The following is a 16,989-nucleotide window of genomic DNA, read 5'->3' on the forward strand; positions in this document are numbered from 1 at the left end:
AGTAAATCATCCGCTTTTTATCTTTTTATATTCTATTGTCTCAAGTGTGTCATATTATTTAAATTTTAATAATACAAGTTGTTATCCTCTAGTCTTACCACCAGCAACATTTATAGTTACACCATGGATATATGATGCTCTATCACTTGCTAAAAATGATACTAGGTTTGCTACTTCTGAAAGTTTTCCACTTCTTCCTAATGGGGTTGTTTTTGTTGAAGAGTATCCTTTTCTTAGATCTTCAACTGTAATACCTCTTGTATAAGCTAGAGCAGTTTCATAAGAAATGGTTCTAAGTCCAGTAGCTTCAAGTATTCCAGGTGCTACACCTACAACCCTAATTCCATATTTTCCAAGTTCTTTTGACCAAGATCTTGTAAATGAATTTACAGCATTTTTGCTTGCAGCATAAATTGATTGCCCTTCGCTTCCTTCCAGACCTGATTCAGATGACATATTTATAATTACACCCGAATTTTCTTTAACAAAAACTCTTGCCGCTTCTTGAGCACAGTAGAATAAACCTTTAAGATTGATATTTACAACCTTATCAAATACCTTATCATCTAATTCGTATTCGCTATCTTCCTTCTTAGGATCTACAAGAAGTCTTGGAATATTAATTCCAGCATTATTTACTATAACATCAAGTGTTCCAAATTCATCAACTGCAGCTTTAACCGAAGATTTCACATCTTCTCTTTTTGTAACATCACAGATTTGATAAAGGAGATTATTTTCACTTTCTCCCTTAAATTCTGGTTTTTCACTATTAATATCACATGCTACAACCTTAGCACCTGCTTCTATTAATCCTTCTGTTACAGCCTTTCCAATTCCTGTAGCTGCTCCTGTTACTATTACTATTTTATTTTCTAAACCTAACCAAGACATATTATTCCTCCACTATTTTAATCTCTGATCCTATTTCAACCTTTATAATATCTAAACTCTCACAAACTATGGCCCCTGGAAGTAAGTCTTCAACATTTGCTGAAAGATTAACTGTTAAATGTCCTAAATTCTCAAGATTTCTTTGAGCTTCTTCTCCTACAGCAAGAATCTTTGCTTTTAATCCATCGACTTCAAAATAATCGCCTACCTTAATTTCTCCATCTACTTTTTTTATATCTATAAGATGGCAATAATCTTTTAAAGTATCAGGTGCATTATCGCCAAAGAAAATGAGCATTTCACTGCCAAATTCTTCAACCAAGTCTCCTTGAGCCTTTACTTTGTTTTCATAAATTGTTTTCATCAATAATCCCTATCTTTTTTCTAATAAAGTCCAAATGATGCTAAGTATCCTACTATTACCCTTGGTACACCTATTAGAAATCTTGAATACATTACAGATACTACACCAACTTCTACTGTTTCTTTTTCTGCTTCTGCAAGGCCTAAACCTACTGGAATAAAGTCACAAGCGTTTTGTGTATTTATAGCAAATAGTGCTGGAAGTGCAAGATTAGGTGCAATGTTTCCTCTTGCAATTTCACTACCTATTAAGGTTCCTATAACTTGGCTTATAACAGCTCCAGGTCCTAGTAGTGCTGAAAGCACTGGAAGTGAGCAAACAAGCCCCAATATTACAAGACCTACTATATTGTTTGCAAGTGGAATAAGAAGTTTTGCAAACCAGTTACCAAATCCTGAACCTTGGATTATACCTATCAACATAGATACAAAGGCCATGAATGGAAGGATCGTACTTATTACAGTTTGAACAGAATCTCTACCTGCTTGGAAGAATATATCTATAACTCTACCTGTTCCCATACCTACTTTTTGTATAAAGGAATTTCCAGATTGTTCTGCTAGAGTTTCTGAAACCTTTTTATCTGATGAATAAGTAACTTTAGACTTATCTTCTTTAGCTTCTTCTTTTGGACTAGCTTTTTTAGCTTCACTTTCTCCAAGAGCTTTTATTTGATTAAGTCCAACATCAGACACATATATATCCTCTGTTATATATTTTGCTAAGGGACCAGATTTTCCAGTTGCCATTATATTTATAGTTGGAATTCCTTTTTTAGGATATATTCCACACCTTAGTGTTCCACCACAGTCTATTATTACAGCAAATATATTTTCTTCTGGAACTGAAGTTTTAAAGCCATTTACAGCCTCACACCCTGTAAGTTCAACAATTTTATCAACTATTTCAGGTTTTGCTCCTCCACCTGTTATATATAAAAGTGTATTTTTTTCACCTTCTGGTCCAATTTCTAATGGACCACCAAAGCCTGCATGACCTTTTTCAATCCTTATCTTATTCATTGTGTACCTCCACATCTATTGCTCTTTTTAATTTAATATTTTGTTGTTTTTCAACAAATTTTGTTGTAAAGTCTGTAATCCATCCTGATAAAAAATTCATAACTAAACCTACAAGCATATATCTTATAGCTAAAGGAACTGTAGATAATCCTAGTTTTTCAACACCTTGAGCTATACCTAACCATACGAATAATTCACCTGGATTTATGTGAGGAAATATTCCGTTGTTTGTATGGCAGTGGTAAGCTGCTGATGCATAATATGAAGGTTTTTGTGCCTCAGGCAAGAACTTACCCATTGATAAAGCCATTGGGTTACCTAGCATAAAGGCTGATACGAAAGGTAAAACACCATAAGCTAAGATTTTGTTTTTCGAGCATAATTTACCAAATTTGTTAACCCTTTCAGCTCCAATAAGTGCAATTAACGCATTCATGAATACTAAAAGTAAAAGTACCTTAGGTACTATAGAAGTCATCCAACCTACTAAAGTTTCTGCACCCATTTCAAATAAACCAATAAATGATTGGGCAAGATTTACTAAAAAATCCATAAATTCTCTCCTTTTTATTTTCTATTTCTAAAAAAGCCAAAAGCTTTTTGTAGAGGCGATTTTTCCATTTTTATTTCTTCACCATTTTCTGCCTTTATAAAATTGTTCCTGGCATTTAAAATGGCAAGTCTTATATTTTTTTCAATTTTTAATTCATTTAAAATTTCTTCATCCAAGTCCTTGATATTTGCATTCCTAAATAGATCTTTTTCCTTAAACCTAGCAAATACCGATACCCCATGGATATAAGCATATTTTTTAATATTTCCTAACTCATCTACAGAAAACATAACTATGGCACCAGCCCTTATAGCTCCCTTTTTTATGCCTATAGCTACCTTTCCATCTTTTATATACTTATTAAAATAATCCCTAAAGGAGTTCATTTGTAAAAAAGTAAAAAAGTATTGTAAAAGATACATAGAAAGTATAAAGATACCTAAGTATACAAAATTAGACATTTTTTCTCCTCACCTAAACAATTCTGTTTCCTTGATAAAAAACTCCATCAATTTTGGATAAGATTTTATCTTAGAAATTTTCTCAACAAGCTTATCATCATTAGCAATCGTAACAATCTCATCATAAAGTTTTACCAAGACTTCATCTAAATTTTCTGGAACTCCTACTAAAAATATCAAATTAGGATAGTCCTTTTCATTAATTCCCAAGGCTACACTCAACTTATTTGACTTAGTATGAGGAAAGGCTACTCCCCTAGAAAATATAGTTGAAGAGATCTTTTCTCTTTTTATAATTCTTTCCTTAAAATCTTCATCTACTAGATTTTTATCAATTAAGGAATCAAGCATATAGTAAAGATTTTTCTTAAAATCCTTACCTTTAATTAAAAATAACTTTTCTTCATCCAAGTTGTTTAAAAAAACTGACTTTAAAAACCTATTGTTTAAAATCATATTTTTCTTTTCTCTTAAGTCCTCTATTCTTTCTCTAATCTTTGAAATCTTATAGATGTCCTTTCCAGATATTTGACTAATCTCAGTATCTACATCCCTATCCGTAATAAGAAGATCATAGCCTGATAAGTCAATAGAAATATCATCGATTATAGAAATAGATAAGTCATCATTTATATCTCCTGCCTTCAATTTTCTTTTTAAAGACAGGTCATTTATCTCATCTGTCGTAAAAATCGCTATCTTAAAAGCATTTTTATTTACAAGGTCGAGTTTTTCTACTATATATATTTGAAAGTAGGAGGCAAGGTAGGATTTTTCCGACTCATTTACAGTCTTTTCAAGTTTATTTTCTATAACTTTAGCTGCAATTTCTGCCATCTTGTATGCCACCCTATATTCTTTTTTAATTTCTTCATTTAGGCTATTATCAATCTTATAGTCAAGCTTTATTCTATTAAGAAGAAAATAAATGTGGTAGTTAAAATCCTTAGTAACTTTTCCAAGATCAACATCAAGATCCATCTGCCTTTTAATAGATGTAAAAATTTCACTTATAAGATTTTGTATATCCTGACCTATTTCAATATCTGAAATACTTGTAATAATAAGAGGAGTTCTCATTCCCCTCAAAGGAACTGTTATAAATTTAAGTTCATCATCACTTAGCTTAAGACCTATAACTTTTTCAACTCTGTTTTTTATATCTTCCCCTATATCTTTAATAAGGCCCTTAAGATTGTATGAATAGTCCTTATCAAGCCTATTAATATAAAAATTATTTCTAATCCTTACTATGGATACATTGAGAAATATCTTCATCCTGTCAAGGGTTTCCTCATCTACTAAATAAGGGGACAAGGCTTTTCTAATAATTTCTGAAACAAGTCTAGTGTCTTTATTTTGCCTAAAAATTTCATTGTAACAATTTTCTATAACAAAGTTTCTAATATCTATTTCTTCACCAAGAATTCCAATGCCTACATTAGGTCTTCCGGCTATCCTTATATTGTAAGAATCCATAAGTTTATTTACTTTCTCAATATCCTTATTTAAGGTAGTTTTTGAGATTATCATCTCAAATGAAAGATCCCCCATAGTCACAGTCTTATTTTCAAATAAGTTTTTTATAATATAAATAAGTCTATATTTCTCATTATTGAAGCTTTCCTCTTCTTTTCTAATTTTATTTAAAGATTTTTTGTATCTTTTATAATCATATACATATAGGGAAATTTCCTTATGTTTGATGTTGATGAAAGCACAATGCTCTAATTTTTTATTTATTTGTTTTATGTCGTTTGATAATGTTTTCTTGCTAATTTTTAACTGATCTAATAATATATCTTCATTAATAGGCTTTCTTTCAAGAAGCTCTATTAGATAAAGACTCCTATTTTCTAACTTTTTCCAAATCATATCCTCCCTCTTTCTATATGGTATTACAGATTGAAATTTAATTAATACATACTTTTTCTCGCAAGGAGAAATTCACCTTATCATTTGTTCATAGCAAAATTTTAATTAATATTTTGATTATAATATTTGTTTAAAGGAACTCGGAATAATAATTTACTAAAGTTTTTATTAATTTTTTACACAAAAAAAGACCTCAAACATAAAGTTTGAAGTCTTGATATTTTTATTTTATTTTCTATTTGCTGTTGCTATAAGGTCTATGCCTGTATTTGCTATATTATTTACTACTACATCTCCAATATGAACAGGTGCCTTGATACTTGCCTTGTTTATCTCATACATTGCCTCTTTCATCTTATCTTTTGCTATAGCATCACTTGTTTTTACTGGAACAGAATATAGTTTTCCTCCAATGACTTTAACAGTTGAAGTTACCATTCTTACAGGATTCTTAACTTCATTTCTTGCATATATTTCTCCTCTTTTGCAAGTATTTCCTGTGATATCTTGTATTTCTCCCTTATCATCCATAGTTACTATCACATTACATCCTAGAGGACAATTTATACAGGTTAATTCTTTTTTCATATTTCCTCCAATTTTATTTCTATATTACTAGCATCTTCTCCAAGATCTTTCTTTTTAAGTATGAGATTTTCCATCTCACCGGGAGCGTAAACTAGTTTTCTTTTTTTGGCTACTTCCTTACCATCTACAAACATTTTTAGGATTCTTTTTTGATAAACATTGTTTACCCTAAATCTTATTATGGCTTCATCTGCCATTGTATCCTTGTTTATATATTGAGGAAGGGTGTATGATATTCCATCTCCAGCCTTAAGGTAAATTGGCTTTTCTTTTGATTTTTTGAATTCATTTTTTATATAGGCTGCTGCTGATTTTCCTGCAAGTTCACTCTCTTCTGTAACATAATCTACCAAATCATGTACATGAAGGACATTTCCTGCTGCAAAGACTCCATCAACACTTGTCATTAGCCTATCTGATACAACTGCCCCTTTAGTCTTTGGGTCTATTTCTATATTTGCTTCTTTTGTAAGTTCATTTTCTGGAAGAAGTCCTACTGAAAGAAGTATTGTATCACAATCAAAGTGTTTTTCAGTTCCTGGTATTACTTTCATATTTTTATCAACCTTTGAAAGTGTACAACCTGTAACCCTATCAACTCCCTCTATAGAGGATATAGTTGTATTAAAGTAAAGAGGAATATTAAAGTCATCTAAGCATTGAACTATATTTCTTTTTAATCCTCCAGAATATGGCATAATTTCTGCAACACATTTAACTTCTGCTCCTTCAAGCGTCATCCTTCTTGCCATGATTAATCCTATATCACCAGAACCTAAAATCACCACTTTTTTCCCTGGCATATATCCTTCTAGGTTTATCATTCTTTGAGCTGTACCAGCAGAGTATACCCCTGCCGGACGGCTTCCCGGTATATTTAATGCTCCCCTTGGCCTTTCTCTACAACCCATTGCAAGAATAACTGCCTTTGGTTTTAGTGTAAACATACCATTTTCTTCATTCATAAGACTTATAGTCTTATCTTCCCTAAAATCAACTACTATGGTATTTAAAAGTAAGTCTATATCTCTTTTTTTAACTTCATCTATAAATCTTTGGGCATATTCAGGACCTGTAAGTTCTTCTTTAAACCTATGTAGACCGAATCCATTATGTATGCATTGGTTTAATATTCCCCCAAGCATTTCATCTCTTTCTACTACTAGTATGTTTTTTATTCCTTCATCATAGGCTTTAACTGCAGCACCAAGTCCTGCAGGACCTCCACCTATTATTACTAATTCATAATCTTTCATTATTTTCTCCTTACTTTACATGTCCTCTTATATAGTATGAACCCTTAGCATTTTTAACTACATTATCATATGGTATATCAAGTTCTCTTGCTAAAATTTCCATAACTCTTGGTAAGCAGAATCCTCCTTGGCATCTTCCAGCAGTAGCTCTAACTCTTCTTTTAACTCCATCTACAGTCCTTGCTCCAAGTGGTCTGTTTATAGCATCCACTATCTCTCCTTCTGTGACGGATTCACACCTACAGATTATCTTTCCATATCTCTTATCTTTTTTGATTAAGGCATCATGCTCTTCTAGGCTCATTTCACTTGTTTTTGGTGTTGGCTTTCTATCATAAATGAAATTTTCTTTTTCTTCTAATTTTAGTTTCTCACTTACAAGATTTGCCATATAATCTCCTATAGCTGGTGCTGAAGTAAGACCAGGAGATTCTATACCTATACAATCAAAGAATCCATCAAGGCTTTCTTTTAGAATAAAGTCTTCACCCTTTTCATGTGCCCTGTTTCCAGAAAATGATGTTATTACCATTCTTACCGGTACATTTTTAACAGTATCATTTGATTTTTCTATAACTTCTTCTATATGCTCTCTAGTAGATCTTTTGTCTTCCTTATCGTCTATAAAGTCTGATGTAGGTCCTACTAAGGTATTTTCATCTATGGTTGGTGAAACAAGTATTCCCTTACCTTTTTCAGTTGGAAGGTTAAACATAACATGTTTTACAAAACCTTTAGAATCTTTGTCTAAGAGTAAGTACTCACCACGTCTTGCCCTTATTTCGTATTTTTCATCTGAGACCTTATTATGAATTTCATCAGAATGAATTCCAGCTGCATTTACAATAGTCTTTGTCTTATATGTATTTTTTTCAGTTTTAACTATCCAATAATCATCTTCTCTTATTGTGTCTATAACTTTTTCATTGAAAACATAATCAACACCATTTATATTTGAAACTTCACCAAAAGCTATAGTCATCAAAAATGGATCTAAAATTCCTGCTTCCTCACAAAATAAGGCTGCTACTACATCATCTGTTACATTTGGCTCAAGCTCTAAAACTTCTTGCCTATTTAAAATCTTCATACCAGAAACACCATTTTCTATACCTTGGTCATAAAGTTTTTGAAGCTTATCCATATCAGCTTCACTGTGGCATAAAACTAGAGTTCCTATTTTTTTATAAGGAAAGGATAGTTTCTTACTAATCTCTTCCATCATATGATTTCCTAAAACATTCATTTTAGCTTTCATAGAACCAGGCTTCGCATCATATCCACCATGGCAGATACCAGAATTTGCCTTTGATGTTTCTGTACATAAGTCCTCATTTTTTTCTATTAATAGAAACTTTCCCTTTTTCTTTGATAAATTGTAGGCTATGGATGTACCTGTAACTCCACCACCAATAATTATTGCATCAAACATTTATTTCTCCTTTTAAGTAATAAAAAAAGCAAGTTAAAGTAAGGCTAACTTTAACTCGCTTTCTCTTTCGTATATTATTCTTATTTGTAGTATACTCTAAATTTTAGATTTTGTAAACTATTCTTCAAAATGATTAGCCCATCCAAAAGCTCTTTGCATAGCCCTTTGCCAGTTTCTATCCTTCTTATCCCTTTCTTCTTTGGATATTTCTGGAATAAATTCTTTATCTACTAATCTATTTTCTTTTATCTCATCTAGATTTTTATAAAATCCTACAGCGAGTCCTGCCAAGTAGCATGCACCTAGAGCTGTTGTTTCAAGTGTTTCTGGTCTTTCTACCTTGGTTTGAATCATATCTGCTTGAAATTGCATTAAGAAATTATTAGCACTTGCTCCACCATCTACTTTTAATTCTTTTAGACTTTCTCCTGAATCTTTCGCCATAGCTGTTAAGACATCATTTGTAAGATAGGCTAGAGATTCAAGTGTTGCCCTAACTATATGGTACTTACTCGTTCCCCTTGATATACCCACAATTGTTCCTCTTGCATAAGGATCCCAGTATGGAGCACCAAGTCCTGTAAAGGCTGGAACTACATAACATCCGTTGGTATCATCTACTTTTGTAGCCATATATTCTGTATCATCAGCAGCATCAACTATCCTAAGTTGATCTCTTAACCATTGGATAGCAGAACCAGCCACGAAGATTGAACCTTCTAGGGCATAGCTTACTTTTCCTTCTTCAAGCCCCCAAGCTATAGTTGTAACTAAGCCATTGTCACTTTTTACTGCTTCTTTTCCCGTATTCATAAGTAAGAAAGCACCTGTTCCATAAGTATTTTTGGCATCTCCAGGGTTAAAGCATGTTTGTCCAAATAAAGCTGCTTGTTGGTCACCTGCAATTCCTGCTATAGGAATTTCACCATTGAAATATCCTGGGAAAGTATTACCATATACAAAGCTTGATGGTTTTACTTCTGGAAGTATGCACCTAGGTATATTTAGCATTTCTAAAAGTTCATCATCCCATTCTAGGGTATGGATATTAAATAACATTGTTCTTGAAGCATTGGTATAGTCTGTTACATGAACTTTTCCACGAGTTAGGTTATAGATTAGCCATGTGTCAACTGTCCCAAACAAAAGCTCTCCATTTTCAGCTCTTTCTTGCCCATTTTCTATATGATCGAGTATCCATCTTATCTTTGTTGCTGAAAAATATGGATCCACTACAAGGCCTGTCTTATTTTGAATCATTTCACGATAGCCATCTTCTACAAGTTTGTCTGCCATATCAGCTGTTCTTCTGCATTGCCAAACGATTGCATTATAGACTGGCTTTCCAGTTTTTTTATCCCAAATTATAGTTGTTTCTCTTTGGTTTGTTATACCAATTGCCTCTATATCTTTAGAATCGATACCAAGCTTTGCTATAGCTTCTGTACAAACCCCTAATTGAGTTGACCAAATTTCTGTAGCATCATGTTCAACCCAGCCTGGGTGTGGGAAAAATTGGGTAAATTCTTTTTGGGCAACTGACTTAATTTCACCTTTCTTGTTAAAAAGAATCGCTCTATTACTTGTTGTTCCAGCATCTAGCGCCATTATGTACTTAGTCATACTAATCTCCTTTACATTTTCCAAACGTTGTAATTTGACGATGATACAGCTACAGCATCAACATTTAAGGCCTCGATAACATCATTTTTATCTCTAATAAGGCCACCTGCAATTATTGGAATAGCAGTTCTTTTCCCTATATCATCTAAGATTTTTGGCATAATACCAGGAAGTATTTCTATAAGGTCACAATTAGCCTTTTTTATGGTTTCTTTGACATTCTCATAAGAAAGAGAGTCTAGGACAAAAAACCTAAGAACAGATATAAGACCGATTTTTCTAGCATATGATGCATTTTGTGATCTTGTAGTAATAATTCCATCGGCATTTGTGTATTTTTTAATAAAGGATGATGAAAGGTAAGATGAAGAAAGTCCTTCTACAAGGTCTTCGTGAACAAGGACTATTTTTCCCTTATCCTTAAGTTTTTCTACTATAAGTGATATAGTTTCAATATTTCCATATAGAACAAAAACTATTTTGTTGCCATTATTTTCTTTTTTTAGGCACTCTCTTAAATCCTTATTATCTTTAATAGCCATAATCACAGGATTTTCATAAAGCAAATCAACTATATCAATCATTTATCCTCCATAAATACACAAAGCGAGCCGGTTATTAATCCTGCTCGCTTCTCCATAATATTCTTATATTTTAATAATATCACAATGTAAAAATAAATGCAATCAATTTCATGAAAAGAATCCAATATTTTCCGAAAAAAAGTGAAGTCCTATAATATTAAAATCTTTTTATTATTTTCTTTATAATAATTTATCTTTACTTTATGAAAACATTTTATTTGTATCTAAAAGCCAAAAGGCTAATTATTTGAAATCTTCATCATTTATTTTTCCCTCTCTTATGCCTTCTCCAAATATAACAGCAGGAATAGTCTTTAAAAATAGCTTCATATCATCAATAAAGTTTACATTTCCAGCATAAAGTCCATCCATCTTAGCCTTTTGCCTAGGTGGAAGATTATCCCTTCCAGATATTTGAGAAAGTCCTGTTATACCTGGTTTTACCTTGCATGCTCCATACTTTTCTCTTAAGTCTAATAATTCAGTTTCTTTTAGGATAACTGGTCTAGGCCCTACAAAGGACATATCCCCCTTTAGGATATTGAAAAGTTGAGGAAGCTCATCAAGGGAAGTCTTTCTCATAAAAGCACCAAATGGTGTTATATAATTTTCTGGATTTTCAAGCTCCCATGTAGATGCATTCTTAGGGGCTGAAGTTGACATAGACCTAAATTTATAGCACTTAAAAGGCTTTCTATAAATTCCTGACCTTTCTTGAATAAAAAGGACAGGGGAATCCCACTCTTTTATTTTTATAATTAAGGCTGTAATTAAAATTATTGGACTAAGTAGTATTAGAGCAATTATTGCCAGTATCTTGTCCAAAATAAATTTTATGTAGTTTTCGTACATATACCCTCCACTTTTACAAGGTAAAGGCACTACTCAAGAGCGCCACTTATTTATTCTTATTTTAATCTAAACTTATTTTTTATGGAATTTTTGTTTAGATAAATAAATTCAATTCTTCTTTACTAAGTTCTCTATATTGTCCAGGATTAAGACTAGAATCAAGTTCTAAATCCCCTATAGCAAGTCTTCTAAGCTTTATTACCTCATTGTTGTTGTTGGAAAATAACCTTTTAACTAAGTGAAATCTACCTTCTGTTACATATACATAGGCTTTTCTTTCATCAAGGATTTCAAGTTTAGCACTTCTTGCTGTATAGTCATCTTCTTTAATATATACTCCATTTCTAAAAATTTCAACTAAAGAAGGATCTATTTTTTTAGAAGTTTCAACCTCATATTTTTTCCAAATATTTGAATTTGGACTTATAAGCTTATGGACAAATTTCCCATCAGTTGACATTAATAAAAGTCCTGTTGTATCCTTATCGAGTCTTCCGACTATTGATATATCAAGATTTAGGTAAAAATCATCCAAGTCTTGCATTACAGTTCCATCAAGTTCATTTGATTGACAAATAAGACCTTCTCGCTTATTCATCATAATATAAATATTGTCAAAATAGTCTACTAACTCTCCCATATAAACTACCTCATCTACATTAGGATCAACCTTTGTTGATGAATCCTTTATGATTTCTCCATTTATAAGAAGAGCTCCCTTTTTGGCGTTTCTTTTTATATTTTTTCTTGTATCAAGATTGGCATTTCCAATCATTTTATCTACTCTCATTATCATCTTAATCTCCTATAATATTTCCAACTAGTCTTTCAAGCTCTCTAAAACTTTCTTTAAATTCCTCTAAGTATTCTTCCCCTTTGGGGGTTATATAATGATATTTTCTCTTAGGTCCAAGCTTAGACTTCTCCTTTGATGAAAGGATAAGACCCTTATTGGATAATCTTTGTAGGATTGGATAAACTGTTGACTCTGTCATATTATAAAAACCATTTAGCCTTAGATTTTCTACAATCTCATAACCATATGTTTCTTTATTTTTAATTATTTGAAGAATTACCCCTTCGATAACTCCTTTTAACATTTGAGATTCCATATTATCACCTAAGAATATTGTATTACATAGTAGTCCTTTTTCAAGCTCTATCACAAAAGTAAGCCATAGGACAAAACTTGCACTCATCTCTATTACTTGTTTTTACTTCAATATTTCTCTTAACTATATTTTTAGCAAGATTATCAATCATACTTATATTAAAGTTATCTCTCTTAACTTTAATAAGCTTATCACTTTCTATAAAATAAAGGTATAAGTCTTTTATCTTTTTGTTATTATACACAAACAAGTTGTAGTAAGTAAGGAGTTGGTTTTTATATCTTTCTAAATAATTCTCATTTACTTTTCCCGTCTTTATATCAACAATCGAACCATCTTCTAAAACCACATCAATATTTCCTTGAAGTAAATAAAATCCTCTGTCAAGCTTTAGGTTAAGCTCTGATTCTTTTATATTAAAATCTCTATTTACAAAATTTTCTATTGGCTTTTGATATATTTTATTATTTTTTATAAATTCATTTACTAAATCTAATGACTTGCCCTCCTTTTGAAGATTAGTCAAAAACTCAGCTATAGCATGGACATTTGAACCAAAGATTAAAGACTTGCTTTTTTCTTTTCTAAAAGATAAAAGCCTTATGAATTTGTATTTTAAAGGACAAGACTTATAAACTTCAATGTCAGTTGTGTATGCTAATATTTCTTTTTTTACTTCTTCTTTTTCAAATTTAAGGTCAAGAGTCGATAAATTTGATGAATTATTCAGACCTTTTTGGAAATTTTTGATTTGAAAATTCTCTGAGTTATCTAAAATTACTAAAAGTTTTTTAGCTCTGGTCATAGCTGTATAGTACTTTCTGAAAAAATTTTTATACTCATTATTTCCATTTTTATCTCTTATGTTTTTAGAAAAACCCATCTTAGGACTTGATGGATTCTCATAAAGACCAGATACAAAAACTACATCATACTCAAGTCCTTTTGATTGGTGGATAGTTAAAAAATTTATAGCATTTTTTGGTGTATCAAAATCTTCAAATTCAGGAACCAGCTCATTTTTAAAGAGATAAAAAATATATCCATAAAAAAGCTCTACTGACTTTTGGTAAAAGTTAATATCAGGTCCATTTATATCAATGAAATCAGTTATAATCTCAGTAAATTTTCCTATATTTGAAAGATTACGAATAGCCTTTAGTCCTTTAAGTTCTTGGTCAAGGTAGGATTTCACTATAGGTAGTTTAAAAGATTCATAGATTATATCAGTATAAGATAAATTTTCTTTGATTTTTTCTTTTTTATTACTTATAAAACAATTTAAATCCTTATCTTTTTTGAAATTCACATCATCAAAGATAGATATAAGATAGGTCTTAAAACGCGTCTCCTGTGCTCTTTTATAATTATTTTCATTAGAACCTTCTTTTGATTTTGGCTTTCTTGAATATATGGAAAGAAGGATAAAAAGCAAAATCCTTACCTCATCTCTTCTAAAAAAAAGCTTAGATGACTTGTTTAAGACTCCTATTTTATTAAATTCAAAAAATGACTGAAGATCTTTTGGATACTTGTGTTTTAAGCTTGGAAAAAGAAAGGCTATTTGATTTAAATTAATATCCTTATTTAACTCTTTTATAATCTTTAGTATATTATCATAGTTTAAAGCCCTTGCCCTTACCACTGTATTGTGATTATTTTCTTCATCAAAAGCCTTAAGATCTTTAATCTGATCAAAGGCACCACTTTGAGATAAAAAATCCTTGGACTTATCTATAATTTCCTGATTCGATCTGTAGTTTATATTAAGACTATAAAAATTGGCCTTGCACTTAAGCTTTCTCTCGCAAGTCTTATTAAAATCTGTGAGGTTTTCTGGACTTGCTCCCCTAAAAGCATAAAGTGATTGATCATCATCTCCAAAAACCATGATATTCTTACCTTTTAAAAGTTTAAACCCTATCTCTTCTTGGATATGATTAGTATCTTGATACTCATCTATTATTACAAAATCTATCTCATCCCTGATTTTTCTCCCATATTCAAAATCATCTAAAAGATTGTAGAAATTTTTAAGGATAAGCTGATAATTAATAAGCTTATTTTCATCCAAAAAACTCGCCCATTTTAAATAAATTTCAAGACCTAATCTATCTTTTTTATCATTGGACTCCCTTAAAGCATTCAAATCTATAAGGTTGTTGGTAATATAGGAAAATATTCCCATAATTTGACCAACTTCATTATAGGAAATATAAGTGTCAAAATCATCAATATTTTTAAAGATATGAAGATTTTTTTCAAGTAAATAGCCTTCCATAGCTTGGTCAATGACCCTTTTTTCTAAAATATCCCCACTAAAGGATTTGTATTTTCTTAAAAAATTCAAGGCAAGAGAATGGAAATTCCCTATAAGCATATTGGAAGTATCAGCCTTGATATTTTCTTTTTTAAGCTCGGATTCAACCCTTTCTATAAGCTCATTGGCAGCTTTTTTGGTAAAACTTGTAACAAGAATCCTATTGGGAGCAAGACCATCATTTTTGATTAAAGATATAATTTTTCTAACTATAGTAAATGTCTTTCCAGTCCCAGGACCTGCTATAACACAAGCTGGATATTTTGATTCATTCACTATAATTTCTTGACTTTTATTTATCATAATACTAACTCATAGGCAATTCTTTCGCTTCTTCCCTTTCCATCATCTACAAAACATGGCCCAATCTTTTTAAAATCAAACTTTTTTATCAAAGATTTCATCTTAAAGTTATCTCTATGGGTATCAATCCTAACAGATGAAAGCCCTCTATCCTTAGCAAAAGCTATGATTTCGCCCAAAAACTTCTTAGAAATCCCCTTTCCTTTCGAACATTTTTTGATACTTAATCTATGTATAGTAAAAAAATCATCATGTTTTTTGAAGCCTTTTTCAATAGGCTCATAATCCTTTTCATAATCTTCTTTAAGATAAGCAAATGAAACAATTTCACCATCTACTATATAAACATAGCCTTGATTAGATTCTATATTTTTCCTTATATCATCTATTTTAGGAAGACCATTTTGCCATTGGTCTATCCCGTCTTCTTTAAGTGAAAGCTTCCCATCTTCAATTATTTCCATTACATTTTTCAAATCTTTTAATTCTGCTTTTCTCATAGCTTTATTATACTTTAATTTGATGAATTTAATATTTTAAAATACTTATTTAATAAAATAAAAAGTTCAAGGATTAAATTAGTTATACTATTTCTTAATATATAATCATAATAAGTAAACTGAAATTACAAAGTAAAATAAATCTAACTTTTATTTTTATGATATCTATCAATAAAACATTATAACTAAAAAGACTATGAGTTTTCAAACTCGTAGCCTTTCATTTTGCTATATAGAAGCTTTAATATTTAGTTTTGTTCTAATTCCTAGTTCATATATACTTTTATTAATTTTTAGACCACATCTACATATTCATTTAGCTTATTTAGAATATTAAGTAGGCTTCTAATTTCTTTTTTATTATCTTTAAAAATTTTTGTAATAGAGCCTATTGATTTAAAAGACTCTTTTTAAAAGACTTCCATAGATAGGTAGTTATTTTTCTTTAGGTAATTGGTTATGGTTTTTACAAACATTTGTTGCTCATAGTTTAGTTTATTTTCTCTATAAAATTCAGCAAAGGCTTTGTTTATACTATCTTGACTTAATCCTGTTATCGATCTTATAATTATTAATTTATGATACGATCATCCTTTACTTTTGATTTTACATAGTGCTTAGCTTTTTCCCTATATATTTTAAGAGCTTCTTCAAAAAATTCAACATCATTTTCTTTTATACTAATAAATTCATCCTTAAAGTTTGAATAGTAGCTTTTTTGTTCTTTAAGGCCAATTAAAGGCATAAAATCTCTAAGAGCTAGCCTTATTTCTTCAAATTTCATAAGGCCTATATCTTTCCAAAAATTATCGTCTTCTATGTTTTTTAATAGGTAAGATTTTTCTTAATCGCCTTTCTTTATATTTTCCTTTTTTGGATAGGTTTTTGGCAGTCTGCCTTATAGTTTTTATAGCAATTATATTTAAGTTGCCTTGTAATAAACCTAATTCAAGTTGAAGCATGGAATTATGAAATCTTTGGGTAAGTTCGTGACTTTCAGGCAGATTAATAATCCTTCCTATTTTATCAAAATCATTTATATCTTTATTTTCTATCCTAGGCCATAAATTAAAATCAGAAAACTTGGTGACTTCTTCAATAAGATTTTTTATCCTAAATTACTTTCTATCGAGCTTTTTACATCCTTATAAAGCTGCATTATAAAATTGTCCCCTAATTCCTTGTACTTACTATCAAACTTATCATTTTCTAAATATCTATTATTCTAATTTTTGTAAATAAGCTATCTC

General features: G+C 30.7%; 18 protein-coding genes. All 18 read right to left on the bottom strand.

What is annotated here, in order from left to right; genetic code table 11:
* Positions 1 to 81: 81 nt before the first annotated feature.
* Positions 82 to 894, bottom strand: a complete 813-nt coding sequence (locus HV819_RS08790) for an SDR family oxidoreductase (RefSeq protein ID WP_176270020.1) — start codon at positions 892 to 894, stop codon at positions 82 to 84.
* A 1-nt stretch (position 895) separates the two neighbouring features.
* The gene (locus HV819_RS08795) at positions 896 to 1,258 is read right to left on the bottom strand and encodes a PTS glucitol/sorbitol transporter subunit IIA (protein ID WP_176270021.1); all 363 of its coding nucleotides are present in this window, start codon (positions 1,256 to 1,258) and stop codon (positions 896 to 898) included.
* A gap of 20 nt (positions 1,259 to 1,278) precedes the next feature.
* Complete coding sequence (gene srlE / locus HV819_RS08800) at positions 1,279 to 2,280, bottom strand: PTS glucitol/sorbitol transporter subunit IIB (RefSeq protein ID WP_154540937.1); 1,002 nt, start codon at positions 2,278 to 2,280, stop codon at positions 1,279 to 1,281.
* Positions 2,273 to 2,833: a PTS glucitol/sorbitol transporter subunit IIC gene (gene srlA, locus HV819_RS08805; protein WP_154540935.1), complete on the bottom strand. Its 561-nt coding sequence runs from the start codon at positions 2,831 to 2,833 to the stop codon at positions 2,273 to 2,275. The genes srlE and srlA overlap by 8 nt, the downstream gene beginning before the upstream one ends.
* 14 nt (positions 2,834 to 2,847) lie before the next feature.
* Positions 2,848 to 3,294: a transcriptional regulator GutM gene (locus HV819_RS08810; protein ID WP_154540933.1), complete on the bottom strand. Its 447-nt coding sequence runs from the start codon at positions 3,292 to 3,294 to the stop codon at positions 2,848 to 2,850.
* Between the two features lie 9 nt (positions 3,295 to 3,303).
* Entirely contained in the window at positions 3,304 to 5,169 is a 1,866-nt protein-coding gene (locus HV819_RS08815) for a BglG family transcription antiterminator (protein WP_154540931.1), read from the bottom strand.
* Positions 5,170 to 5,397: 228 nt separating this feature from the next.
* On the bottom strand, positions 5,398 to 5,757 hold the full coding sequence (locus tag HV819_RS08820; RefSeq protein WP_154540929.1) for a DUF1667 domain-containing protein: 360 nt from the start codon (positions 5,755 to 5,757) through the stop codon (positions 5,398 to 5,400).
* Entirely contained in the window at positions 5,754 to 7,013 is a 1,260-nt protein-coding gene (locus HV819_RS08825) for an NAD(P)/FAD-dependent oxidoreductase (RefSeq protein WP_154540927.1), read from the bottom strand. Before HV819_RS08825 ends, HV819_RS08820 begins: the two co-directional genes overlap by 4 nt.
* A 10-nt stretch (positions 7,014 to 7,023) precedes the next feature.
* Positions 7,024 to 8,445, bottom strand: coding sequence for an NAD(P)/FAD-dependent oxidoreductase (locus HV819_RS08830; protein ID WP_154540926.1), 1,422 nt, complete (start codon positions 8,443 to 8,445; stop codon positions 7,024 to 7,026).
* Between the two features lie 117 nt (positions 8,446 to 8,562).
* Positions 8,563 to 10,068: a glycerol kinase GlpK gene (gene glpK, locus HV819_RS08835; RefSeq protein WP_154540924.1), complete on the bottom strand. Its 1,506-nt coding sequence runs from the start codon at positions 10,066 to 10,068 to the stop codon at positions 8,563 to 8,565.
* Between the two features lie 11 nt (positions 10,069 to 10,079).
* A complete protein-coding gene (locus HV819_RS08840) occupies positions 10,080 to 10,652 on the bottom strand; it encodes a glycerol-3-phosphate responsive antiterminator (RefSeq protein WP_154540922.1) in 573 nt (190 codons plus the stop codon).
* 243 nt (positions 10,653 to 10,895) lie between these two features.
* Positions 10,896 to 11,504 carry a sugar transferase gene (locus HV819_RS08845; RefSeq protein ID WP_154540920.1) on the bottom strand — a complete coding sequence of 203 codons (609 nt, stop codon included), beginning with the start codon at positions 11,502 to 11,504 and terminating at the stop codon, positions 10,896 to 10,898.
* A 94-nt stretch (positions 11,505 to 11,598) separates the two neighbouring features.
* Entirely contained in the window at positions 11,599 to 12,300 is a 702-nt protein-coding gene (locus tag HV819_RS08850; RefSeq protein WP_154540918.1) for a pseudouridine synthase, read from the bottom strand.
* Position 12,301: 1 nt separating this feature from the next.
* Complete coding sequence (locus tag HV819_RS08855; RefSeq protein ID WP_154540916.1) at positions 12,302 to 12,616, bottom strand: PadR family transcriptional regulator; 315 nt, start codon at positions 12,614 to 12,616, stop codon at positions 12,302 to 12,304.
* Positions 12,617 to 12,656: 40 nt separating this feature from the next.
* The gene (locus HV819_RS08860; RefSeq protein WP_154540914.1) at positions 12,657 to 15,239 is read right to left on the bottom strand and encodes an ATP-dependent DNA helicase; all 2,583 of its coding nucleotides are present in this window, start codon (positions 15,237 to 15,239) and stop codon (positions 12,657 to 12,659) included.
* Positions 15,236 to 15,739: a GNAT family N-acetyltransferase gene (locus tag HV819_RS08865; protein ID WP_154540912.1), complete on the bottom strand. Its 504-nt coding sequence runs from the start codon at positions 15,737 to 15,739 to the stop codon at positions 15,236 to 15,238. The genes HV819_RS08860 and HV819_RS08865 overlap by 4 nt, the downstream gene beginning before the upstream one ends.
* Positions 15,740 to 16,149: 410 nt before the next feature.
* Positions 16,150 to 16,311 carry a type I restriction-modification enzyme R subunit C-terminal domain-containing protein gene (locus tag HV819_RS11905; protein WP_407926331.1) on the bottom strand — a complete coding sequence of 54 codons (162 nt, stop codon included), beginning with the start codon at positions 16,309 to 16,311 and terminating at the stop codon, positions 16,150 to 16,152.
* Entirely contained in the window at positions 16,311 to 16,523 is a 213-nt protein-coding gene (locus HV819_RS08870; protein ID WP_154540910.1) for a hypothetical protein, read from the bottom strand. Before HV819_RS08870 ends, HV819_RS11905 begins: the two co-directional genes overlap by 1 nt.
* Between the last annotated feature and the right edge of the window lie 466 nt (positions 16,524 to 16,989).

It is taken from the genome of Anaerococcus faecalis, assembly GCF_013371425.1.
Classification (GTDB): domain Bacteria; phylum Bacillota; class Clostridia; order Tissierellales; family Peptoniphilaceae; genus Anaerococcus; species Anaerococcus porci.

What these genes read in the sequence shown, in the direction of transcription:
- HV819_RS08820 (WP_154540929.1), bottom strand. Translation starts at nt 5,757, where the DNA reads ATGAAAAAAGAATTAACCTGTATAAATTGTCCTCTAGGATGTAATGTG.
- HV819_RS08855 (WP_154540916.1), bottom strand. Translation starts at nt 12,616, where the DNA reads ATGGAATCTCAAATGTTAAAAGGAGTTATCGAAGGGGTAATTCTTCAA.
- HV819_RS08860 (WP_154540914.1), bottom strand. Translation starts at nt 15,239, where the DNA reads ATGATAAATAAAAGTCAAGAAATTATAGTGAATGAATCAAAATATCCA.
- HV819_RS08850 (WP_154540918.1), bottom strand. Translation starts at nt 12,300, where the DNA reads ATGATAATGAGAGTAGATAAAATGATTGGAAATGCCAATCTTGATACA.
- HV819_RS08795 (WP_176270021.1), bottom strand. Translation starts at nt 1,258, where the DNA reads ATGAAAACAATTTATGAAAACAAAGTAAAGGCTCAAGGAGACTTGGTT.
- HV819_RS08815 (WP_154540931.1), bottom strand. Translation starts at nt 5,169, where the DNA reads ATGATTTGGAAAAAGTTAGAAAATAGGAGTCTTTATCTAATAGAGCTT.
- HV819_RS08845 (WP_154540920.1), bottom strand. Translation starts at nt 11,504, where the DNA reads ATGTACGAAAACTACATAAAATTTATTTTGGACAAGATACTGGCAATA.
- HV819_RS08840 (WP_154540922.1), bottom strand. Translation starts at nt 10,652, where the DNA reads ATGATTGATATAGTTGATTTGCTTTATGAAAATCCTGTGATTATGGCT.
- srlE (WP_154540937.1), bottom strand. Translation starts at nt 2,280, where the DNA reads ATGAATAAGATAAGGATTGAAAAAGGTCATGCAGGCTTTGGTGGTCCA.
- HV819_RS08830 (WP_154540926.1), bottom strand. Translation starts at nt 8,445, where the DNA reads ATGTTTGATGCAATAATTATTGGTGGTGGAGTTACAGGTACATCCATA.
- glpK (WP_154540924.1), bottom strand. Translation starts at nt 10,068, where the DNA reads ATGACTAAGTACATAATGGCGCTAGATGCTGGAACAACAAGTAATAGA.
- HV819_RS08790 (WP_176270020.1), bottom strand. Translation starts at nt 894, where the DNA reads ATGTCTTGGTTAGGTTTAGAAAATAAAATAGTAATAGTAACAGGAGCA.
- HV819_RS08865 (WP_154540912.1), bottom strand. Translation starts at nt 15,739, where the DNA reads ATGAGAAAAGCAGAATTAAAAGATTTGAAAAATGTAATGGAAATAATT.
- HV819_RS08825 (WP_154540927.1), bottom strand. Translation starts at nt 7,013, where the DNA reads ATGAAAGATTATGAATTAGTAATAATAGGTGGAGGTCCTGCAGGACTT.
- HV819_RS08810 (WP_154540933.1), bottom strand. Translation starts at nt 3,294, where the DNA reads ATGTCTAATTTTGTATACTTAGGTATCTTTATACTTTCTATGTATCTT.
- HV819_RS08870 (WP_154540910.1), bottom strand. Translation starts at nt 16,523, where the DNA reads ATGAAATTTGAAGAAATAAGGCTAGCTCTTAGAGATTTTATGCCTTTA.
- srlA (WP_154540935.1), bottom strand. Translation starts at nt 2,833, where the DNA reads ATGGATTTTTTAGTAAATCTTGCCCAATCATTTATTGGTTTATTTGAA.